Annotated in this window: 21 protein-coding genes; 2 read left to right on the top strand and 19 right to left on the bottom strand. The window is 45.4% G+C overall.

Going from position 1 to position 21,243, the window contains the following annotated elements:
- Window positions 1-55 precede the first annotated feature (55 nt).
- On the bottom strand, window positions 56-1,123 hold the full coding sequence (gene pdhA / locus PBN151_RS07105) for a pyruvate dehydrogenase (acetyl-transferring) E1 component subunit alpha (protein WP_021253887.1): 1,068 nt from the start codon (window positions 1,121-1,123) through the stop codon (window positions 56-58).
- A 321-nt stretch (window positions 1,124-1,444) separates the two neighbouring features.
- Between pdhA and PBN151_RS07100 the strand changes: the two genes are divergently transcribed.
- Window positions 1,445-2,176 (top strand): alpha/beta hydrolase, encoded by a 732-nt coding sequence (locus PBN151_RS07100; protein WP_065291674.1) that lies wholly within the window; start codon window positions 1,445-1,447, stop codon window positions 2,174-2,176.
- Window positions 2,177-2,296: 120 nt separating this feature from the next.
- On the opposite strand, the gene PBN151_RS07095 is transcribed toward PBN151_RS07100, so the two are convergent.
- Window positions 2,297-2,791 carry a low molecular weight protein-tyrosine-phosphatase gene (locus tag PBN151_RS07095; protein WP_072728404.1) on the bottom strand — a complete coding sequence of 165 codons (495 nt, stop codon included), beginning with the start codon at window positions 2,789-2,791 and terminating at the stop codon, window positions 2,297-2,299.
- Window positions 2,792-3,007: 216 nt separating this feature from the next.
- Between PBN151_RS07095 and PBN151_RS07090 the strand changes: the two genes are divergently transcribed.
- Window positions 3,008-3,676 (top strand): thiamine diphosphokinase, encoded by a 669-nt coding sequence (locus PBN151_RS07090; RefSeq protein ID WP_083545000.1) that lies wholly within the window; start codon window positions 3,008-3,010, stop codon window positions 3,674-3,676.
- Between the two features lie 134 nt (window positions 3,677-3,810).
- Here the strand turns inward: PBN151_RS07090 and chrA are convergent, their stop codons facing one another.
- From chrA to PBN151_RS07005, 17 genes are all read right to left on the bottom strand, one after another.
- Window positions 3,811-5,034 (bottom strand): chromate efflux transporter, encoded by a 1,224-nt coding sequence (gene chrA, locus PBN151_RS07085; RefSeq protein ID WP_072728403.1) that lies wholly within the window; start codon window positions 5,032-5,034, stop codon window positions 3,811-3,813.
- Window positions 5,035-5,301: 267 nt separating this feature from the next.
- A complete protein-coding gene (locus tag PBN151_RS07080) occupies window positions 5,302-6,219 on the bottom strand; it encodes a hypothetical protein (RefSeq protein WP_227774455.1) in 918 nt (305 codons plus the stop codon).
- Window positions 6,220-6,262: 43 nt separating this feature from the next.
- Window positions 6,263-6,814 (bottom strand): hypothetical protein, encoded by a 552-nt coding sequence (locus tag PBN151_RS07075; protein ID WP_072728401.1) that lies wholly within the window; start codon window positions 6,812-6,814, stop codon window positions 6,263-6,265.
- 11 nt (window positions 6,815-6,825) lie between these two features.
- A complete protein-coding gene (locus PBN151_RS07070) occupies window positions 6,826-7,200 on the bottom strand; it encodes a hypothetical protein (protein WP_072728400.1) in 375 nt (124 codons plus the stop codon).
- A 99-nt stretch (window positions 7,201-7,299) separates the two neighbouring features.
- Window positions 7,300-7,770 carry a hypothetical protein gene (locus PBN151_RS07065; protein WP_021253895.1) on the bottom strand — a complete coding sequence of 157 codons (471 nt, stop codon included), beginning with the start codon at window positions 7,768-7,770 and terminating at the stop codon, window positions 7,300-7,302.
- Window positions 7,771-7,788: 18 nt separating this feature from the next.
- Window positions 7,789-9,618 (bottom strand): GTPase SAR1, encoded by a 1,830-nt coding sequence (locus tag PBN151_RS07060; protein WP_227774453.1) that lies wholly within the window; start codon window positions 9,616-9,618, stop codon window positions 7,789-7,791.
- A gap of 196 nt (window positions 9,619-9,814) precedes the next feature.
- Window positions 9,815-11,734 carry an ATPase, T2SS/T4P/T4SS family gene (locus PBN151_RS07055; RefSeq protein ID WP_072728398.1) on the bottom strand — a complete coding sequence of 640 codons (1,920 nt, stop codon included), beginning with the start codon at window positions 11,732-11,734 and terminating at the stop codon, window positions 9,815-9,817.
- A gap of 3 nt (window positions 11,735-11,737) precedes the next feature.
- Entirely contained in the window at window positions 11,738-12,541 is an 804-nt protein-coding gene (locus tag PBN151_RS07050; RefSeq protein ID WP_175560637.1) for a hypothetical protein, read from the bottom strand.
- Window positions 12,542-12,548: 7 nt separating this feature from the next.
- A complete protein-coding gene (locus PBN151_RS07045) occupies window positions 12,549-13,286 on the bottom strand; it encodes a ParA family protein (RefSeq protein ID WP_072728396.1) in 738 nt (245 codons plus the stop codon).
- Between the two features lie 60 nt (window positions 13,287-13,346).
- A complete protein-coding gene (locus PBN151_RS07040; RefSeq protein WP_072728395.1) occupies window positions 13,347-14,603 on the bottom strand; it encodes an SAF domain-containing protein in 1,257 nt (418 codons plus the stop codon).
- Complete coding sequence (locus tag PBN151_RS07035; RefSeq protein ID WP_072728394.1) at window positions 14,600-16,126, bottom strand: serine/threonine protein kinase; 1,527 nt, start codon at window positions 16,124-16,126, stop codon at window positions 14,600-14,602. The genes PBN151_RS07040 and PBN151_RS07035 overlap by 4 nt, the downstream gene beginning before the upstream one ends.
- 188 nt (window positions 16,127-16,314) lie before the next feature.
- Window positions 16,315-17,385, bottom strand: coding sequence for an SAM-dependent methyltransferase (locus PBN151_RS07030; protein WP_072728393.1), 1,071 nt, complete (start codon window positions 17,383-17,385; stop codon window positions 16,315-16,317).
- A gap of 298 nt (window positions 17,386-17,683) precedes the next feature.
- Entirely contained in the window at window positions 17,684-18,052 is a 369-nt protein-coding gene (locus tag PBN151_RS07025; RefSeq protein WP_072728392.1) for a thioredoxin family protein, read from the bottom strand.
- Entirely contained in the window at window positions 18,049-18,390 is a 342-nt protein-coding gene (locus tag PBN151_RS07020) for a cyclic-phosphate processing receiver domain-containing protein (RefSeq protein WP_072728391.1), read from the bottom strand. The genes PBN151_RS07025 and PBN151_RS07020 overlap by 4 nt, the downstream gene beginning before the upstream one ends.
- 72 nt (window positions 18,391-18,462) lie before the next feature.
- On the bottom strand, window positions 18,463-19,374 hold the full coding sequence (locus PBN151_RS07015) for a deoxyribonuclease IV (protein WP_072728390.1): 912 nt from the start codon (window positions 19,372-19,374) through the stop codon (window positions 18,463-18,465).
- Complete coding sequence (locus PBN151_RS07010; RefSeq protein WP_072728389.1) at window positions 19,355-20,242, bottom strand: DNA-formamidopyrimidine glycosylase family protein; 888 nt, start codon at window positions 20,240-20,242, stop codon at window positions 19,355-19,357. Before PBN151_RS07010 ends, PBN151_RS07015 begins: the two co-directional genes overlap by 20 nt.
- An 83-nt stretch (window positions 20,243-20,325) precedes the next feature.
- The gene (locus PBN151_RS07005; RefSeq protein ID WP_139295302.1) at window positions 20,326-21,156 is read right to left on the bottom strand and encodes an HAD-IIA family hydrolase; all 831 of its coding nucleotides are present in this window, start codon (window positions 21,154-21,156) and stop codon (window positions 20,326-20,328) included.
- Window positions 21,157-21,243: the final 87 nt, after the last annotated feature.

The following is a 21,243-nucleotide window of genomic DNA, read 5'->3' as shown; positions in this document are numbered from 1 at the left end:
GGATTCGTTGTCCTCGCATCAACGAGGCCCGTTAACTTTCAGAACGTTGTCCGAATTATTGGAAATCCGCTTTTTGCTCTTCCAAGAATTTCGGAGTAGTTTCGAACATGCTGTCGATCAAGCCTGCAACAGTCATTTTCTCTGTTTTTTCAGCACGTTTGATTTCTTCGTTCACTTTTGCTTTTGCTTCATCTTTTACGCGAGCTGTGTCTTCTTCTGTCCAAAGACCTTTTTTCTCCAAGTATTTGCCGAAGCGCACGAGTGGATCTTTGATTGCCCATTCTGCTTCTTCGTCTTTTGTACGATATTTTGTAGTATCGTCCGCCATGGAGTGTGGACGGTAACGGTAAGTCAACGCTTCGATCAACGTTGCGCCTTCACCTTTGCGTCCGCGTTCTGCAGCGATTTGAACAGCCTTGATAACGGCAAGCACGTCCATGCCGTCTACTTGCATGCCATGGATACCTGCTGCAACGGATTTATGAGCGATCGACTTCGCATTTGTTTGTTTCGCAAATGGAGTTGTGATTGCATAGCCGTTGTTTTGTACGAAGAAGATAACTGGCAAGTTGAATGCACCTGCGAAGTTCAAGCCTTCGTAGAAGTCGCCTTCGGAAGAACCGCCGTCACCTGTGTATGTGATTGCAACCTGTGCTTGCTTTTTCAACTTGAAGCCCATTGCAATACCCATCGCGTGCAAGATTTGCGCGCCGATGATGATTTGCGGCATCATTACGTTAACGCCTTCTGGAATTTGTCCACCATGTTGATGACCACGGGAGTACAAGAAAGCTTGGTACAAAGGCAATCCGTGCCATACGATTTGCGGCATGTCACGATATGCTGGTACAACAAAGTCTTCTTTTTGCAAAGGATATACGCTTCCTACCATGGAAGCTTCTTGACCGGACACCGGTGCATAGAAACCAAGGCGGCCTTGACGGCCCAGGTTGATTGCGCGATCATCCCATGTACGTGTAAATACCATACGGTACATGATTTCTTTCAATTGTTCGTCAGTCAGATCCGGAACCATATCCGGGTTAACAATTTCTCCTTCCGGAGACAAGACGGACAACGGTTGAATCTCTTCCGTCTGAACTTCAAATGGGAACTTGCTCATGTTTTTCACCTCAATAAAAGTTTGAAGATTTTGTTTCGCTGTTATAGAATTATTATACACCTGTTTTAGTCGATTGGTCAAAAGAAAACGCGAAAAAAGTGAACATTTTGTTGAATTGTTGTTATAACAGCTGTTGTTAATGACTATAACAGGGTGTTACAAATTTGTGAACTCACTCACATAGTCGATACTTGTTCGCGGAACATTATATAGTAGAAAGTCAAAGATTCTTATTTCTTTCCTATAGTGAGTCCCTAATCAAGACCATCGAAATTAGTATTCACCAACATTGATAAAATTTTGCATGAGGCGGTGCTATGCATGTCAGATTCTTCAATATTCAAGAGAACCATTGTAAAACACGACATTCCAAGCAAATATCTTGAAGGAGGCAGTCGTCACGTTCGCGTCTATTTGCCGCCAGGATATCAGGAAATACTCAGTTATCCCGTTGTCTATTGTCAGGACGGAGAAGATTTCTTTAATTTTGGTCGTATTGCGACACACGCGAATCAGCTCATTATCGAAGGTGACATGGAGCCATTCATCATCGTTGGAGTTGATGTGAATAAGAAAATCCGTACTTCTGAGTATTCCCCGGATGGAGAACGATTTGAATCCTATACTCGCGCCTTTGCAGAAGAGATTGTACCTGCAATTGAGCGAATGTATCCAGTACGCACCGATTGGACAGAAATCACGCTCGCAGGTGATTCACTCGGTGGCACTGTTTCCCTACATCTAGCGCTAAAATATCCTGACAAATTCCGTCAGGTAATCTCCTTGTCCGGCGCCTACTACCCATACTCGCAGCAGCTTATCGCGCAGGAGCAGGATCTATCATGGCTGCATCTCTTTATGATCGTCGGTCTGCAAGAGACTGCGTTCACAACCGATACAGGGACTTATAATTTTGTTGAATTAAATCGGGATACACACAAGCTGTTTACGGATCGAAATGCTCATGTTCTCTATGGTGAGCATGAAGGGCATCATTTGTGGGGATTCTGGCAAAAACACGTCCCAGATGCTCTTCGTCATTTTCTTGACTAGCTGCTTGTCCATTTCCATATGAGCATACAAGCATTGATGAGGAACACCCCTATTAAACATAAAAAAAGTAGTGGCATACAAGGATGTATGTCACTACTTTTCATCAAACCCATAAATTTTTTATGACATCAAAGGATGTTTCTCTTTAATCCGCTCTAACAATCGTACACACCCTGCTTGAACTAAACGATATACTTCTTCAAAATTGCCTGTATAGTACGGATCAGGCACCTCTTCCAGGTTCTCTTCAGGAAGCAAAGTCATAAATCGCAGAACTTCAGATGTTCTGTTGTCCGAGCCTTCCCACGCCAGCACATTTTGTTCGTTGCTCGGATCCATACATACGATGTACGTATAGGTTTGAAAATCTGTCGGATGAAGCTGTCGTGCTCTCATCCCTTCATAAGTAATCCCGTGTTCGTCCAATAGCTTGCGAGTTCCTTCATGCGGAGGATGACCTATATGCCAATCTCCTGTACCTGCTGAATCCACCTGAATCACCTGATCTAAGCCTGCTTGCTCCACTTGCTCACGGAATACAGCTTCAGCCATAGGAGAACGGCATATATTTCCCAGGCATACGAACAACACGTTCACCTTCGTACTTTCAGCCACGTAACATTCCTCCCTTTTCTATATACCATAGCTTCTTGCCTTACTTAGTGTTTCATTATGTAAGGTGTATATCCTGTTAAGATTCACTTATTGTATCGGCAGTCTTTATTTATTGCAAATGGATATATTTATTTGGTTCCCCATTCAAATTTCGATATAATGGGAGGGATTCAACTTGTCATCATACTCATTGCGATATAAAGGAAGGTCATAACGTTGTCAAACGATCAACAGGTTACTTCAACACCCGCTCATATTGCCATTGTAGCGGGTGGAACCATTTCCGAGAAAATAGCAGACCAGATTCGTACGATGGATTACATCATCGGCGCTGATCGAGGAGCTCTCTATCTGGTACAGCACAACATTATTCCCGATCAGGCCTTAGGAGATTTCGACTCCGTAACAGAGGATGAACGGGAGCATATCCGCGCTTCGAGCCGGAAATACATGGATTGTGACGCCGTCGATAAAAATTATACCGACACCGAACTTGCTTTCAATCATGCTCTCGCAATGAAACCAACGCAAATTACGCTATTCGGCGTAACCGGCACGAGACTTGATCATACGCTGTCTAATATTCATTTATTGCGCAAAGCCGTCGATGAAGGAATTAAGTGTCAAATCGTTGACGAACACAATATCATTATGCTAACGAATTCGAGTGTTACATTACAGACGAATTCCTTCCCGTATGTATCATTGCTGCCACTGAGCTCAACAGTAACTGGTATTACGTTAACTGGATTTAAGTACCCGCTTTATGATGCAACCCTGCAGATTGGACAATCCCTAGGAATAAGCAACGAATGGGATGACGGTGATACTGCTTCGGTTCGTGTGCGAGAAGGCTACCTCTTAATTATTTGCAGTCGCGATTAATATAAAGTGGATTTCAATCTCTGTCAAAGTGTCATTCGTAAAAGGAATACGCCATTCAATCGTTCAATGATGTAACTACCTGCGAACGTTCGAATGGCGTATTTTTTATTTGTAAATAATCTTTACATCACCGCTTACAACAACAGTATACCTAGCATGGCTGACAGCAGAACGGTAATCCAGGGCGATTGCCTCCATACAATTAGTGATAATATACCAATTAGCACGATACACATGTGAATCGGACTCGTTACCGATGTTGTGAGGACAGGATCGTAAAGTGCTGCAAGCAGCAACCCTACAACAGCGGCATTGATCCCTTGAAAAGCTGCCCGAACACTTCTCCATTGCCGAACATGCGACATATAAGGGAGTATTGCCCCCATTAGCAGGTAAGAAGGGAGAAAAATAAATAAAGTAGCAACGATGGCAAGAACGATTCCAAATCCACCTGAATGAATAGAAGCACCTACAAATGCTGCAAATGTAAACAAAGGCCCTGGTACTGCTTGTGCTGCCCCATACCCTGCGAGCAGTGAAGAATCATCCAGCAACCCTGCCGTCATCAGTTCATGCTTCAGTACAGGAAGAACAACATGTCCGCCACCGAACACCGCTGACCCGGTACGATACATGATTTCCATAAGCTGTGTCACTACACTTGGTATATAATACGCCAGCATTGGCAACCCGATAAGCAGTCCGAAAAATAACAGAGTCATCCATTTTGCAAATGTACGTGAAATGTTTGACTTCCCTTCTTCAATGCACTCATATTGGTTTTGATTGGTCCTGATCGCTGGTTCGCTATTTTCCGCCCGATTTCGGAATAGGACGACACCTGCAGCAAGTGCCCCCCCCATAATAAGGAGCTGTCCGTAAACGCCGATAAGAAGAAGGGATAGGATTGCGGCAACAATTGCGATCGTTCTTCGAAGCGCGTCAGGTGTCAATTGTTTATTCATTCCCCATAACGCCTGAATAATAATCGGAACTGCCGCAAGCTTCAATCCTTGCAGCCACCCAGGATCTTGATTGGGCAGCCAACTAATTCCGAAGGCAAATAAGGCAAGCAGACAAGCAGACGGCAGCGTAAAGCCCAACCACGCCATCGCCCCTCCAAGCCATCCAGCTCTCTTCATACCTATTCCAATTCCAAGTTGGCTGCTGGATGGGCCGGGAAGCATTTGACTAATCGCCTGCAATTCAGCAAACTGCTGATCGTCTAACCATTTCAACTGCTGTACATAGGTTTTATGAAAGTAGCCTATATGCGCAGCCGGCCCTCCAAAAGAAGTCAATCCTAGCCGCAATGCGGTCACAAATGTTTCTCTAACTCCATGCCAATAGGTTCTCATCCGATTCCTGTTACTCCTCTTCTATTTCGCACGAATATATCTTCATTGTTCCTTCATTTCTTATATGATGAGGTACCATCCGAATTGAAGCAATAGATTTACATAATCTTATTATTGTGCAAACTGCGTTTAAATTTGTGAATCAGAAGCAGCCCCAGCAAATTTACAGTAAAATAAACAACCGCCCTGCTGTTTTCAGGACGGCTCATTAAAACGTCGCTTTGCGATATGTATTACAGCAAAGACCCCTATTAAGTTGAAATAGCATTAGGGACATGATTTCAAAAAATATCCTTGTTTGGCCGCATCAGCTGCTGAATGATAGGATTCCAAAGCATTCGATGGAGCGCATTTTTCGGGGAATGCATACTTAATGCCATTCATGATTACGCCATGATAATTGTTTCTCTTAAGCAGCCGTGAGCCGCCGAGAGCATAATGATTATACGAAGAATAGCCTAAAGGCAAACCTTGTATGAAGGCCATAACACCCACGTCGTTGATGGTATTATGCCATTCTTCATCTGAAATGGAAGGCAAGGTGAACGTATAGGAGACACCATTTCGTAAAGCCCGTTCGTTGTGTTCATTGATGGTGTTGGCCAGCGCTTGTTGAATGGTATCTACGATTGTCGTACGTCTTACCGCATCAAATAACTGATCATCCTGTAGTATCGGAACATCTGCAGCCGTGCTTTTTAACTCCCGTTGATATCCTGCAAGCCAGCTCCCCGATGATGGACGATACACGGTAATATAATCATCTAACGTAAATCCGATCACATTTCCACCTTGATCCATAAACCCATAAGGCAACTTCGGCTTCCATACATGCTGCATCTGGGATTCACCATTTTGGCCGATATATTCATCCTCAGCATACATATCAACACCATCATAGCCAATGATTGCAATCACCGGAATATATCGCTTCAATTCATCCTGCTCTTTCTCCTCATTCCATAAACCAAAGTTAAGAAATAACGTCATAAAGAATGAATTAATCGCATCATTACGACGCAGTTCCAGCCGCTTCTGTGACTCATATCCTTCCTCCGTTTCCTTCCACACAGCAGATATCTGCAGTGTACGGGCTGCATCATCAACGGCTTGATTCATAGCGTCATTATACTTCAGTTCAAGCTGCAGCTTGCTCGCTTCCTCTCTTGCTTGTAGCTTATTCACCCAAAACAAAGGGAAACAGATCAGAACAAAGAGTATTGAAAATTTAACTACTTTCATTTCGTACCATTCCTCCGACAGGAATGTGAATCCGTTCAGTTGGGCCAAATGAGCCTGTCAGCCAGTCCAAAATCATGGTCGCACGTGTTCGATTCGTATTGCTTACGGACACATAGAAATAATCTCCAATGCTCAGCTTATGCGTACGGGACGGAGATTCAACAGATTGTCCATCTCCCGGAAACAGCTTTTCCATCAGCATCACTTTATTGTTTAGTTGGTAACGGATTAGAAAGTCCCCAGTAAATGTATTGACTTGAACGGGATCCCTATAGATCGGATCATACTTTTTCTCATAATGCTCAACAACCACATCATATACATTACCTGTCTTCTCAATTTCCGCCATAAAATCATTCCACATGACAGGAGTGATCACTCCCTTATCCCTTACGGCATCTGAGAATGTAGATGCACTTCGCTGCACATACATCGCAGCTAGGTCATCCTGCTGCTGATATGATTCTAATATCGGGTAAAGAAAGAGCAGCAGCACTCCTATCATCACACCAAGCAGCTTAACCACTGCATTGCCCAATCCGCTACCTCCTACCTGAAGATCATTTTACGGATGTCGCCATCGTCATTTCGTTCGATATGAAGATGATATTGTTTCGTTCGTGATATCGAATTGAACTGAATATCCTCAAGGAGGATTGTAGATTTGACGCTCATGCCTTCAACCTCAAGCTCAACATTCTCCCTCAACTGACTGATAAATAGAATGACATCAGCTCCCGTTAATGGCTTAGATCGTATAGGCTCCATCGTAGATCGAACATTCCGATCCTTCACTTGATTGGCATGATCTACTTGTCGAATCGTATAGGACGTACTTCCAATGAGTTGTAAGGCCCCCGTCAATGCGACCAAAAACAGTATCGATGCTACTGCTAGTTCAGCTATTCGACTCGCATTATGCATACTGCCTCCCTTTTCAAGCACTGATGTCAAAATATAAGTTTCCCAAAATTCCACAGTGGAGATATGTATATAAGAAAACTCAGGGTGACACCCCAAATCCTACTGCTGTTCAAATACAATCCCTCTTGTAACGTTGCTGGAGTCCACGATTAGCTTTGCTTTAAACTTTCCGCTAGGATTCACGTAGTTATCAGATGATTCATTCAATGCCAAATCTATACTGTCATTTCGATTGTTCCCCGCAATCTCACCGTTCGGCAGCACGTAATATCCATAATGATTTCCATCCGATTTTCCTGCACGATTTTTACCAGTTACAACACGAATCCCGAATTGATCTTGCTTGAAAAATTTACGTATTGCATTAATGACCTGAGAACCGCTAACCGAGGTATTATCATAAACCGTAAATGATGCCTTGCTTAACTCTGTCTGGATCGATGAAAATTCATTTTGAGCCGTTTTTGTCGCTTCCTGCGCACTAACGAACAACAACACAACAATCGTAATTAGCGCAATGGTAAGAAAAATTCCTGCTGCCACCTTCAATGCAGATTGGGCATTATTCATACTTTAAACACTCCTTTGTTATAGAGATTGGATTTGTTCAAAGGAAGAACGCATTTGCTCTGCGCTCATCCATACAAGGGGTACCACGAGATACAAAAAAATTAAGGTATACATCGGAGCGAACCCCAGCCACCTTCCCCAGCCTGCTTTGGCTTCGATACTTGTCTCATAATGCTGTCTAAGCATATCCTGTTCATAGAACCAGTCTTGCTCTGCATCATCGAACGCCTCATTAAGCGGAATATGATTGTGGGCTAGCTCCAGCTTGTCCACAAGCCTGACGAAGTCTGGATATGGCGCATGGATTCGCAGTTGTTGAAGCGCATGATCCGTACCGCTCTCCCAATTAAGCAGACATATTTGTAAAGGGCGACGGAACAAAATCGTGCAGCGACTCATCCACTCCACCATCGATTCTGCCGTCATCCGCTCGAAAGCACGCAGCAGCATGCAAAGAGACTGCATTTGACTGATCTCTGTACGCATATCCAAATGTCGAATCCGAATACGGATCCGCAGAATCATAACAAATGCATAATATGCACCCCACCCAACGGTGAATGGAAGCAGAACTTCCCACCATGAAACTCTCATCTCTCGATGATAAATAGCAAGTGGTACGAGCGACTTCGTCGATTGTTCGATTCGTTGATAGCTCCAGTCTGGGTGTTCCTTCAAGATCGCAGTTTTCAGAGCGAGTTGAAGTCCGTGATTGTCTGTCTCTGGGTTGGAACTTAGTATCCATTGCTTAGTTAACTCCATACTTAGTCCCGCTTCTAGCGATTTGGTATTCAGCTGATTCCATATCCATTGCGTAGATCCCAAGTGCAATGAAACAATTAACACAAAGCAGATTCCACAAGTTACGATCGCTTGTATGAAGCGATGGCCATAGAAATGCCCTAAGGTCATCGATTCGTTTGCTTCATGTAATAAGCGCTGAGCACGCTTCAGCGACTCGATCTGCCTACTGTTCACCCAGACATCCAGTAATCTTCGAATGATTCGCTGCTCCAGCAATCTTCTGATCCACCCAGTGCGCTGTGATTGATCCTCAGCCATCGCGCTTCTCCAATGAAGCTGTTGTAATATGCGATGGCACATCAAGACGGAACAGAAAACTGTTAGTTGCAGACACCAACCAAGCTTCGAATGATAAAACAATTCCATAGATGGAAAATAGGTCGTCGCCCACCTTTCCAGTGGATCTGTGAATAGGACGGGAATAACGGCAATTGCTTTTAATCCCCCAAGCAGATAATCGAGTCGTGCACGCATAACGAGCTCCGTTTGCATTTCACGAACAATCATGGCAAGTCCCTTCAAATAGGAAGAACCATCTGTTCCCTTCGGATCACCATACTCAGCTACCAACTTGGATAAGCCTCCAAGCATCTTATAATAACGATTCGGAGCTGCCTCCTCATAAGCAGCCATAGCGGAATCGGAATCGGGATCGCTAATCAACTTCGCAATACGCTGTAAATGTGGTGCGAGCATCGGGTGCGAGCATTCAATCGTATCTTCTAGTGCAGCATCCACCATCTTGTACCGATGATAGGCATGTCTCATATGCCCAATCGACATGGATGATAAATGAAGAAGCTTCACTTCGGCACGTGTGATCATAACGTCACGATATAGACTTTCCGCCACACTAAGTACAACAATAAGCATGATCCATGACAGCAGATTTTGATCGAAGGAGACGAATATTGAGAGCGCAATGAGAATCGCTATTCCACTCCCTAGCAGTATGGAGGCTGTTCGCTCACGCAATAGCCACTCGTCATAACTGTATAACGGTGCAAGCTGTTGGCGGAGTGACGCCGTCTTCTTTTTTAGCATAGGAACTCTCAAGCTCCAACGATAGACATCCCTCAGCAGTTTTTTATACAATTGTGTGAGAGCCTTAACTCCATTCTGATTTCCATGGGTACGTAACCTATTCTCAGCAATCCCAGTCGACATTAACTTTCTAGACAACATCCATAACATGAAAGAGACAGCTATTGCCCCGCTTGCAATCCATAGTAATAAGCTGCTAGCTAGCAACCGAATATCCTCCCTCCTGAGCAAGCCAATCGCGGAATCGTTGCTTATCCTCAGCAATCATTTCGGCTTCCATCGCTTCTCTCTGGTTCACGGATATCGGGTTCACGAGGTAATATCGGCCTTGATGATATTCGATAATATTTCGGTAAGTGAAGGTTCGAGTTCGCATCATATGTCGGTGCACACGCTTCGAGGATTCGATATAGCGATCCCATGTCATGTTCGCATCACTTTGTGTGTCAATCATTTCTTCGCCTTCGTTATGATTAAGAAGTGGAATACATTCTGTAATGCGCTCAATATATCGTTTGCCCTCGGCATCCCGAGAGAGATGAACATCGAAGTGAATCACTTGGCTTACCTGCTGCTCGGCTATCGACTCATTATGGAACATTCCCGTCTTAACCAACGAGTTCCGAAGCGACAGCACCAAATCAGGAAATGTCTTGGCATGATGCGTGAAGACGGTGAACAGGCTCGCGACTTGAGCCATCTGTACCATCCAAGCTGCAACCGGATCCGTTGCCACCTCACCTAAAATATGCACAGTTCCGTCTGTCTTCTTCTGTACGTCCAAACCAGCCTGCCCCGCTATGCGCTCTGTCTCTCGGAGCGTAAGGATATTCCTGTTGGGATATAACTTACGAAGATTCAGTTCAAATGCCTGTTCCTGTACTCGAAGCGGATAGAACGCATAAATCGATTGAATTAATGCCATTAACAGAGTCGTCTTCCCCGATCCTTGCGCACCTGTGATGGCGGTCACTCTCGCCCCTCGCATTAAGAAATGAAGCAATTCAGTAGGAAGCTCAGCGTTCTTGTCTCGTATGAGCTGCTGAAGTGTTACAACCTGCGTATCAAACTTACGAACAAAGAATGACCAAGATTCTGCAAATGGCGGACGCAGCACAACGACACGCGACCCGTCCTTCATATGATTGATCCGATAGCCGTCCGCTTCCGTTAATGATCCGGGTGTCTGGTATTTATATATGTTGTGGCATACCCGCCGCAGTTCAGCTTCCGATCCAAATGATAGGAAGGAGAGTTGAATCGACTTACCCTTATAAAAGATCCACACACTATCACATGCCCGCTGTAGGCCGCCAGCAACTAAATCTCCTTGATTCTTTGCCGGTGAAGCTTTGTTTGGACTCTGCCAGTCCCCTCTTGTCATAGCATCATCTGGTATACCACTCACACCACCTGAGACACCATCTATCCGCATGTCGCGTATCTCATCAATAACAGAGAATCCCTTATAACGTTGATACAACCGCTGTGCGATTATCCAGATCCGATCCTCCCAACTGAATTGAAGCCTTTCTAACCGATATGCTGCATCGATATCTTCCTCCGTAATTACATCGTGCATTTGATGAACACCCTGTGCCATCGGTATGCGTTTACGCTCACTCCAGCCATATTTATCGATTAACCTATGCAAGGCATCGAAGCTGTACCGCTTTTTAAAGGCATACAGTAATAGATCAAATTTGTCTTGTGAAGTTAAAAGCTCGGGTCGATCTATCGGTAATAACTGTTCGGAATTTCCTTTGCTGAGCTTAATTTGCTCTTTGAGCATATCCACAATCCATTCCTTAATGTACTCTTTATCCGCGACATCCCCACTGCAGCATGTACGGAGAGTTTTGCGGAGAGAAACACGCCGATTCATTTCACGAGAATATTCTTCTTCATTACGGTACAAATCCAGCGGCAGATCACTCGTCCATGCAAGAAACGTATCCTTCACTGTTTGATCCAGCAAGTCCCATGTCCATTCATCCTTAGTAGGATAAGAGGTGTGTCTGTTAGGGTTACGGAACAAGCGCCAACAAACGAACATCGCTAGGAGCAGAACCGAAACACCCAAAATTGAGGATCCTACATAACCCCAAATTGACATCCACTATCCACCTGCCTTTCTCCCTTGATGATAGCCGGACTCTTCCAGAATATATTTACTCAGCTTCATATTCTCTAAAATGAATGGGCAGCGTTTCCCTCGTTCATGGCGCTGAGATTGGCGCAAATACCAGTCCATCACCATTCTATCGTCTGCAGCATTGCGGTAAGCTGCTGCATACGGCATTGTGAAAAAGGGCTGGTGGAGCGAATACATACGTTTTACGTTCATAGGATTTACCTTAACATCCGCATCATACTGTCCTATCACGAATGCATCTGCGCTTTCTCCTGCTTTCTCCATTGAGATATGGATCTCAGACCGGTTCTGCGGCAACACTGCGATGGTACCTTGCATATTCATTTTGCCAATGAGTTTCAGAGCGGTTATATCCTGCTCATTCATATCCCACAGCACAAGATCATATCGTTTGCTCACTAGCTTCTGCACATGAAGCAGAAGCTGCTCATGCAGTGTATCTCCCATCTCCTCTGAGTCATAACCAGGGAGAATATCTAATCGACTCATCACACTTATCATATAGGAGGAGATCGATTCTTCCTCAACTTGATGGTGACGAAGCATGCGTGCAAGAGCACTCCAGCCGTTCGGAGTTATTAGCCGCCCGCCTGCTCCTGCCTGGCGCATAACATCAAGAGTGGGAGGAAATAGCTTCTCAACTCCTTCCCCTCTTCCTTTGACATGTATGAGCAGCACTCTCATCCGATAGTGCCAAGCGAGACTAATTGCCGTACACGCAGCAACTGTTGTTCCTCCAGCCATTCCTCTTCCGATTGACGAAATCATCCAATGTTTACAGAGCGACATGTTTCATTCGTCCCTTCTTAGGTGTTCTTAAACACTGCTTCCAAGCCCGTTCTGTCAGTTTACCGGTGAAATGCTCTGTAAGGATGCGCCAAGCACGCTTCGTAGCACGTGGATAGTTGGATGCGTGCAATTGACCATCCTGAATATCTGACATGCGTGCAGTCCAATTACGCTCATCTTCTTCAATAGCGATACATTCTCGAGCCCACCGGTGCTCAAATACGGAATAATACCATTCGATCATAAACGCAAACTCATCCTCCGGCATGAGCGAACGCAGGATCATGGGCACGAATTCAAGCTCCTCATCTCCGTCGTATTGCTGCTGGAATGCTTGCAGCCATTCTCTGTTCTTCTGCAATGAAAAGCGTTCCATCGTCTGCACAAGCAAGCGAGTGTCGATCTGCTTCCATTGTTCAGCATTACAAAACAATGCGCGATCCGTGTCAATAATGATATGGTCGTAGCCTTCAACACTGCTGCCATGCCGTTCAAGCAACTGAATCATATCGTCCCAAGATATAGCTCCTGACAGCACATCATAACCATTCCAGTGCATAATAGGTTGCTGAGATTGCATGAACAGCCCTGTCTCAGTCCCAATCCGTCTTGTTGTTGTTGCATCAACAATAAGCACCTTCTTCTCTAATCTCGTTAGGAACGTCGCTAGCGCCACTACATGATCGCTCTTATCACAAGCGCCCACGAATATACCGATCGTCATTTTCCTAACTCCTCCTGTATATTCATCTATGTAACTACTCTTTGACAGAAATCCTCTTCGCTACTGCTTCTTTGAGCTCGGTATCGCTTCTGAGAAAATAGAGCTGACCTCTTCCCCTGTCGATACCTCTCCCGTCGATTCTTTATTCAGATTGTCCCGGTTCAGTATCTTATCTTGGTGATTCTCGGCATCATGAGTAATAGTGCTCCCCTTCTTAGCGATCCCTTGCTCACCATTCTTCGGATTTGGCTGTTTGCGAGTATCGTTATCTTGTTGGACTACACCCGTCTCCCGTTGATTTTCATTAGATGACAGATCCGTGGACTGCACGGAATTAGAACCAGGCTGTCCAACAAATGGTGAATTACGAATAGGTGCCCCAGCTCTGCCGGTTAAAGGTGAGTATCCTGAAACTTCAGCCGAACCCTCTCCATGCGTAGAAACATAGCTTACATTTGTTCGGTTCCCCTCCATGTTGTTCCAACCATCTGCTAGACTCTTGTTGGCACTCTGTCGTTCCCATTCCTTCTCCATCCGTGATCGAACCAATCGTGTCAATGCTGTATCTGCCTTCTTTACAATACTCGGATCCGCCTCAATCAACTTCAACACTTGTTCATTGGCCGGATAATTTGGCACCGCTTCATTTTGTATTTGAGGTTCAATGTATCGCAGCGCATAGATTTGTCCACCATTAACAAAAGCATCGACACAAGCACTTGAGAACAGCAGCCTTTCTTGTTCGTCCATATGTGCCCAAATGGTCGGATATTGCATGCTCTTAATCTCTTTCTTGCTAAGGATGATATAGTCTTGACCATTCGGAAAGCGGATTCGTACGTCAATCATATCCTTCTCTTGCAGTCGTAAAGGAAGCTGAATAACCGCTGTCTCCACCCAGCGCAAATCATCAGACATCTTCCCATCTTCATATAGCATTGTAGATATCACGGGTGTTCGGGGAACCGTGTCAATCTTCAATACTTTCCCGATAATTTGATCAGGATGATTCAACGCCTGTTTCGGGGCTAGGTCTGACGACATCTCAATCTTGGCAATATCATCGGATCGAATGCGCTTGCCTGCAAGAAGTGGCTGATTGAAAACCCAGACGCTTGTTCGTTTTTGCAGTTCAGCATCTGCAAGCTTGCGCAGCTTGGCAATCTCATCTTCATATTGCGCTGCTGCCTTACGCTGTGCCGCATCATTCTGGCCAATTGCCCAATAGTGATACCCTCCTACAAGCAGCCCAGCTACCGCTGCTCCTCCTACCGACGCCGCAATCATCTGCTTGGTCTTTCTCGTCCATCTTCTCAACTTCTTCTCTCTCCTCTCTCTGTTCTATTCCGACTCATCCATCGCCGCAAATGATAGATAAGCCCTCCCCGTTGTATCGGACCAACTAATTGTTCCACCCAACGGGCTGTATCGTCCGAACATGCGAACGGATCTGCTTGAATCGGAATGTAGGAGGTAACCTTTGCTCCTCGTCCTTTCACTGTTCCACCAGGATAAGAACGATTCGAATAAGGAATGCCTAGTACCCAACGATGGAACCCTCTTCGCTCAAATCCCCCAACGATTGTTGTACAATCACTCTTTCTCCAAGGAGCCAGGCTTCCCACGAGCACAGGGACATGAGCCCTCATGAATTCATCCATTCGTTCTCCATGATCATCACAACCAAGGTCTAACACAATATAGTCATAGAATCCGAGCAAGGGTGGCATTGGATTCGCACCATACTTCCATTCCATGCAATCCACTCCAAACAATTTGAACATATCCCCATCAGCTAAATACAGTTCCTCTTCACCCTCATATTCCTGAGCCAATAATGGAACAAGAGATGGATCTTTAACATTAGCATCGATATATAGCGTCTTCCGCCCCTTCTTCGCAAGCATGGCGGCACACATGAGCGCTGATTGTGTAGTTCCAAGTCCTGAAGCAGCACCCAGAAAAGCAATCACCACCCCTGCATTCGAGGCTTGCCATGTCTTGACCTCATCACGGTTAACTCCTTGGCTTTCAGATTGTCCTGAATAGTAACGTCGTAGATGATCAATTAGTTCATCTGCAGTTTGATAGCGTTCTTCAGGCCGCTTTGCGAGTAATCGTGTCAGTACCGAAAAAACGCTCTCTGGCACATCTTCTGCCAGCATGGATGCAGTTAGCGGACGCTCTCCCTTCCATATGCCGCCGGTCAACATATGACTAATGAGTGCACCTACCCCATATAGATCTGTTCTTGCATCGGTCTGTTGTCCCCGATATTGCTCCGGAGCAGCAAAGCCTACTGTACCAAGCTTAACCGTGTCTTGATCAGATAAGGGATTCACATTCCTAGCGATTCCAAAATCAATGAGTTTCACCTGGCCATCCTTCGCCAGCATAACATTAGATGGCTTTACATCTCGGAATACAACGGGCGGATTCTGCCGGTGCAAATAAGCAAGCGCTTCACATACCGGAATGACAATATGCATCGTCTCTTCAAAACTTAGCGGCTTCATGCGCAGCCGATCCGCTATCGTGTGCCCTTCAATATACTCCATCACCAGATATGCTCTGCCGCCGGCATCAGGTGGATAGAAATCCACAATAAGCGGAAGATGTGGATGTCGAAGCGATGTTAAAATAGATGCTTCATGAACAAGCTGTCTCACATCTTGAGCCGCTGGTCTCGATTCCTTAATCGCCCACTGCTTGCCGATCAATCGCTCGTCATTGGCTAAATATACAACGCTCATTCCCCCTGATCCGAGCAACCGAACGATTCGATATCTGTCTTGCAATAAGTGTCCAGCCTGCAAATGGTTCGTTATGGAATGCGCCACAATTCTCCCTCCAGGCGACAAAAAAAGCACCCTGATTGCAAACCTATCGGTTTGGAACAATCAGGGTGCTTCCCTTCGCTCATATTCATTTGTTGTTATTTTATGCCATTCGGAAGTATATGTCCAGTCTTTTTTCTAAAGAATAGTAAACTTCCCAATCAGGCAATGCCAGTACACCGCAGCATACGCTACATCTTCATCATGTACAGAGTGATTTCATCGCGATTATGGAACAATTGTTTCGCGCGAATTATGTGAAGATGCTCAAGGAACATTTCCTTCACTTCCCGTATCGTCTGCAGCGGTTTTTTGTGCATCAGCTTTACAGTCACAATGACAGTACCGCCTTGCATAACCGAATCCAATAAGCCAATAACAAGCTGCGCTGTAACTTTAGGGCTCCAGCTCATGTCGCATACGAGCAAATCGAATTCTCCAGGTTCCAGAGCCACGTCCCCTGCATTGCTCTTATAGTAAGTCAAGTTCGGATGATCAATCAGGCTCGGATGCATTGCAGCAGGATCGACTGCAGTAACTTGCACACCTCGCTCCAGAAGAAGGCTTGTCCAACCTCCTGGCGCAGCTCCAATATCAAGGGCATTCCGATAAGCCGTAAAGTCCAAACCGAAAGTCCGTTCCGCCTCAAGAAGTTTGAACTTTGCTCGAGATACCTGCCCCTCTTCCCTGCGGAAGCGTACCGTACCTCCTGGCCAATCTGAACCTGCTTCAGCTGTTGTCATGAGGCCTGCATAACCAACGCCATCATGAATAAATAAGGATACAATTCGCTCGGGATCTTGGATCGCGACAGACGCTCCAGTACGCTCAACAGCAGCACGCAGCGCATCTCGAAGTTCCTTGTCGAGTGAATCACCCGATGCGCTGGAACGAACATGGACGCCTAGTCGCATGCCCTCTATAGAACCTTCTAGATCATGAATCAAATGAGTAAGCAAACTGTCAAATGATTGAACTGTGTCAGTCTGCAATGCTTGAATATCGAATGCAATGTCAACCGGTTGCAAATAGCGAATGAACATCGTCGGCTCAGACTCCATCGCTTGGAATACTTCGTTGCGATCAACAGGCAATTCCATTAGTGCAATTTCACCAGAAACCATCATTCGACTCTTCAACTGACCGAACCTTCTTCGCCACTCTTCCTGCGCGTAGGCAATATAGCCATGATTGGACGTGACGATCCAGTGTGATCCATATTCATAATTTGTGTCTAATTGTAGCGGATGTAATAATTCCAAGCAGTGCAACCTCCAAATGCTAAGCAACTTAACTTGCTTCAGCTGTTTCCATTTCATTATGTTAACCAATTGCAATCTATTTACGTCATTAATTATCTGCCGAAACTACACGGTTCGGAACATTTCCTTGCTTAAGACAATCAACACGAGACACCCAATCAGGTGTACCAGATCATTCTGCGTCCGGCCATTGACCAGCATAATCCTTGCATGAAGAACAGCCCTATAAAGAACATTCAAATATTCTCTACTGAATGATTGAGTTACGAGCTACTCCTTGCTCACATTAGGATTAAATTTATGAAGAGGTCTCCTCTTCTCTCCTAGGATTCAAACGTTCATAAATGTGAGATACAGAATGAAAGGCATATATCTTGTCAACGCTGCCCATGCCTTCTCGATGATCCCATACAAGCAGACAAGGGACACTTTCAATTCGTAATGTGTTCACCCATACAGGGATAGAGCTAACATTGACCGCTGCGATTTCCAACTTCGGATTCGTTACTTCTACAATGTTCAGCATGCGCGATGCTAACTGGCAAGTCCCACAAAAAGGACTATGTATGAATACTGCATCCCATTGCCTAAAAAACAGCTCTACAGCAGACAAGCTCTGTGATTGTACCTGTGCTGCCTTCAGCTGCATTTCCGAAATTTCAATCATACCTTATTTCCTCGTATCCGCATCAGCAAAGACTCTGGCATCGGCCCATTAATCAGTTCAACATGCTCAGGCTTATTCGCATAGAGCATCTCGAACATTCGCTTTCTACCAATCATACTCGACGTATGCAAATAAATCGCAGTCTGCGGATATAAGCCACTTACAACCATTTCTCGAACTAGTTCCGTTCCCGTTCGCTCATCTTCACCCAAATCATGATCCAAGGACAGGATCCCCACTTGTTCATGTTCCAATAGCAGAAGGCACTCTTCCGCATTGCGAGCAAGCACGAAGCCTTCTGGACAGCGACGGTAATCATCCAAGTACACATGTATCATCATTATCACTTCCTTACCTATCTGATGCCCATTGATAACAAGCAGCAGCATAACTACCGTACAATGATTGGCCTACTGCAAAATATCCTGGATAAGCTTCCATTCCCGCATATGCCCTCCAGAAGCATCGCCCGGCGTCTCCAGCACGAACATACTTCGTTTCAATTCCTTCGCTCTGAGGAGCTCCGTAAATCCGTCAATTCCAATATACCCTTGCCCCAAATTTGCATGACGATCTTGCTTGGAACGATAGGGCTCGCGAGAGTCATTCAAATGAACTGCATGCACATGTTTCCAAAAGTCATGACGGTTCCCCGCCATGAGAAGTTCACTCGTTGCAGAGGGGTTCCACAAGCCACTTGCGTACGCATGACAGGTATCGAAGCAAAAACCGATCTTATCGGGATATTGACTGAATTGCCGGATACTCACCAATTCTTCCAACGTAGCACCTAACCCACCGTGATTCCCGGCCTGATTCTCAATCAGCAGCTTAGCTCGACCACTCCATACGGAAAGAACAGTGTTCAGTGTAACAATAATATTTTCGTAGCAACTCAGCTTCTCCGCATCTGTGGCGGGTGTACTTGAGATCCCCTTATACGAACCAAAATGTACGACAATCCCTACCGCTCCACAAGCCTCTGCAATCATAAGATCGTTCAGTAATGACTGAACCGTAAGCTGAAACTTCTCAGGTGAACGGCTTGCATCCACAGCTAAATTTGTCGGATATGGCGTATGAGCAATGGACTGGATGCCATGCTCTGAACAGATTTCACGTGCAGTCTGAGCATCGGCCTCATATCCGCTTTTGATCGATAAACCTCGCGGATTTTTGCTAAAAAACTGATAACTTCGAACTCCTGCTTCCTGCTGCAGTTGAACTGCCAATCGCGCTGCGTGTGCATATCCTCCCCGTAATGGCAAATGACAACCAAATGCGCGCGCAGCATGGCGGGATTCATTCTTGTTCGGAGCCATCCGCTGCAGGATCAATCTGGCAATGTGGACAGAAGTTCGCAGGACGACGTTGAATCATCGTGACTTCAATCGCTGTGCCGCATTTCGGACAAGGTTCTCCTGTCTTGCCATGAATGGTTATGCCCGTTGTTTCCCCTGTTTCGGGCTGGTGTTGTTGTGTCTGCGTATTCACTAAACCATCTTGCTCAATTTCAATATGCAACACATCAAGCATCGCGTAAAACACACGATTCCAATGTTCTGATTCAAGCTTCTCCGTACGTACAGTTGGGAGCAGTCCAGCAGCAAATGCGATATCATCCGCCAACTGACTTCCTATCCCAGCGATAATGTTCGGATTGGTCAATGCGGACTTCAAAGTCGTACGACGCTTAGCGAACCGCTGAGCGAAGCGCTCTGCTGTCAAATAGCGAGATAATGGGTCTGGCCCCATCTCGAGATGCATTTCCTCCACCTGCTTCGCTGTTAACCACATAATCTGGCAGCTTCGTGCACCATGAATGTACATCTGTGCATGATCGGTAGTAATTGCGAATTGTGCATGGGAGACATCAAGTTGTTGTTCTTCATCTGGTTCTATATGTCCTGATGCTCCTTGAGCAACTGCTTGAAGGGTAGAAACTGCTTCCATACGACTACCGGTTCCTACATGAAGAACAAGCCTACGGCCATCATCAAGATGCAATATTAAATCTGTCCCTTTGCGTTCAATATACAGAATCTGTCTCCCCACCAAGCCATTTGTCAAGCTATGGAGATCCGTATTCAACCAAGATTCACGCTGTACATGAAGGCTGCGAATGCGTTCTCCAGTAATCAACTGATCCAGCTGTTTGCGGTAGCGTTCCATTTCTGGAATTTCCGGCACCTTGCATCTTCCTTCCTAATCACATTCATGATCGCCATGTATTTTATGTTATTAATTAAATCATTCACATTTCAAGATATACATTATAGCATTTCCTTAATGAACCATTCACGTACTTGCTTCATGTTATGAAACACCATGTTTGGCTCCACACCGGCACGAGCACAAAATGAAACATAATTGTCAGGCGTCGTTACTCCTGTATAGGTTAGTGCTGTGCGGCATCCTGCATTCGCTCCGGCAAGAATATCAGTCATCATATTGTCTCCAATAACGATAACGTCCTGTGCAGCACACCCAAGCCTATTCATTGCTTCATCCATAATAATTTCACTTGGTTTCCCAATAATAATAGGTTCCACACCAGAAGCGGATTGGAGAGCGGCACCTATTGTACCTGCACCAGGGGAAAATCCACGATCTGATGGCAGCATAACATCTGGATTAGTCAAGATGGATACAGCTCCCCCACGTAGAGCACAAGCAGCTGCCTCCAATTTGGCATAGGTCAAGCTTCGATCCAAGCCCTGAACGACAACTCCAATCTCAGAGTTCCACACATCATCTACTTGATCCGTCCACGATATTCCGGAATCCTCCAGCGCTTGCTGCAAGCCAAGCTCGCCTATCATGAATACCATTTTATCCGAAAATCTCTTCTGAATATACGATGCAGCCGCTTGAGCAGAGGTGAGAACATCTTGAGCACCCGCAGAAATACCAAAATGCTGCAAGTGATTGGCCACTTCTTCCGGCGTGCGCGTTGAATTGTTTGTTACGAACAGATAAGGAACTCTAAGTTGACCAAGCTCATCTATTAGCTTGTCCGCTCCTTCAATCGGAGAAGTCCCATGATACATGGTTCCATCTAAATCGATAAGCGCATATATGCTGTTGCGCGATTTTTCTGTCATCATTTCTATACACGTTCCTTCCTTGCCTAACACATGTCTGCAGCATGCTGTGGAAAATAGCAACCTACCTGCAAGAACAATCGTTCC

Origin of the sequence: Paenibacillus sp. NAIST15-1 (genome assembly GCF_001894745.1) — a bacterium.
Lineage (GTDB): Bacteria > Bacillota > Bacilli > Paenibacillales > Paenibacillaceae > Paenibacillus_B > Paenibacillus_B suaedae.
Note: the sequence above shows the minus strand (reverse complement) of the source record. Positions and strands in the feature narration are given on the sequence as shown.

Bases quoted from the DNA above. Each gene is read 5' to 3' on its own strand.
- PBN151_RS07065 (WP_021253895.1), bottom strand. From the start codon at position 7,770: ATGAATAATGCCCAATCTGCATTGAAGGTGGCAGCAGGAATTTTTCTT.
- PBN151_RS07015 (WP_072728390.1), bottom strand. From the start codon at position 19,374: ATGGCTCCGAACAAGAATGAATCCCGCCATGCTGCGCGCGCATTTGGT.
- PBN151_RS07005 (WP_139295302.1), bottom strand. From the start codon at position 21,156: ATGACAGAAAAATCGCGCAACAGCATATATGCGCTTATCGATTTAGAT.
- PBN151_RS07025 (WP_072728392.1), bottom strand. From the start codon at position 18,052: ATGATTGAAATTTCGGAAATGCAGCTGAAGGCAGCACAGGTACAATCA.
- PBN151_RS07045 (WP_072728396.1), bottom strand. From the start codon at position 13,286: ATGACGATCGGTATATTCGTGGGCGCTTGTGATAAGAGCGATCATGTA.
- chrA (WP_072728403.1), bottom strand. From the start codon at position 5,034: ATGAGAACCTATTGGCATGGAGTTAGAGAAACATTTGTGACCGCATTG.
- PBN151_RS07055 (WP_072728398.1), bottom strand. From the start codon at position 11,734: ATGTCAATTTGGGGTTATGTAGGATCCTCAATTTTGGGTGTTTCGGTT.
- PBN151_RS07020 (WP_072728391.1), bottom strand. From the start codon at position 18,390: ATGATACATGTGTACTTGGATGATTACCGTCGCTGTCCAGAAGGCTTC.
- PBN151_RS07100 (WP_065291674.1), top strand. From the start codon at position 1,445: ATGTCAGATTCTTCAATATTCAAGAGAACCATTGTAAAACACGACATT.
- PBN151_RS07070 (WP_072728400.1), bottom strand. From the start codon at position 7,200: ATGCATAATGCGAGTCGAATAGCTGAACTAGCAGTAGCATCGATACTG.
- PBN151_RS07050 (WP_175560637.1), bottom strand. From the start codon at position 12,541: ATGATTTCGTCAATCGGAAGAGGAATGGCTGGAGGAACAACAGTTGCT.
- PBN151_RS07060 (WP_227774453.1), bottom strand. From the start codon at position 9,618: ATGCTAAAAAAGAAGACGGCGTCACTCCGCCAACAGCTTGCACCGTTA.
- pdhA (WP_021253887.1), bottom strand. From the start codon at position 1,123: ATGAGCAAGTTCCCATTTGAAGTTCAGACGGAAGAGATTCAACCGTTG.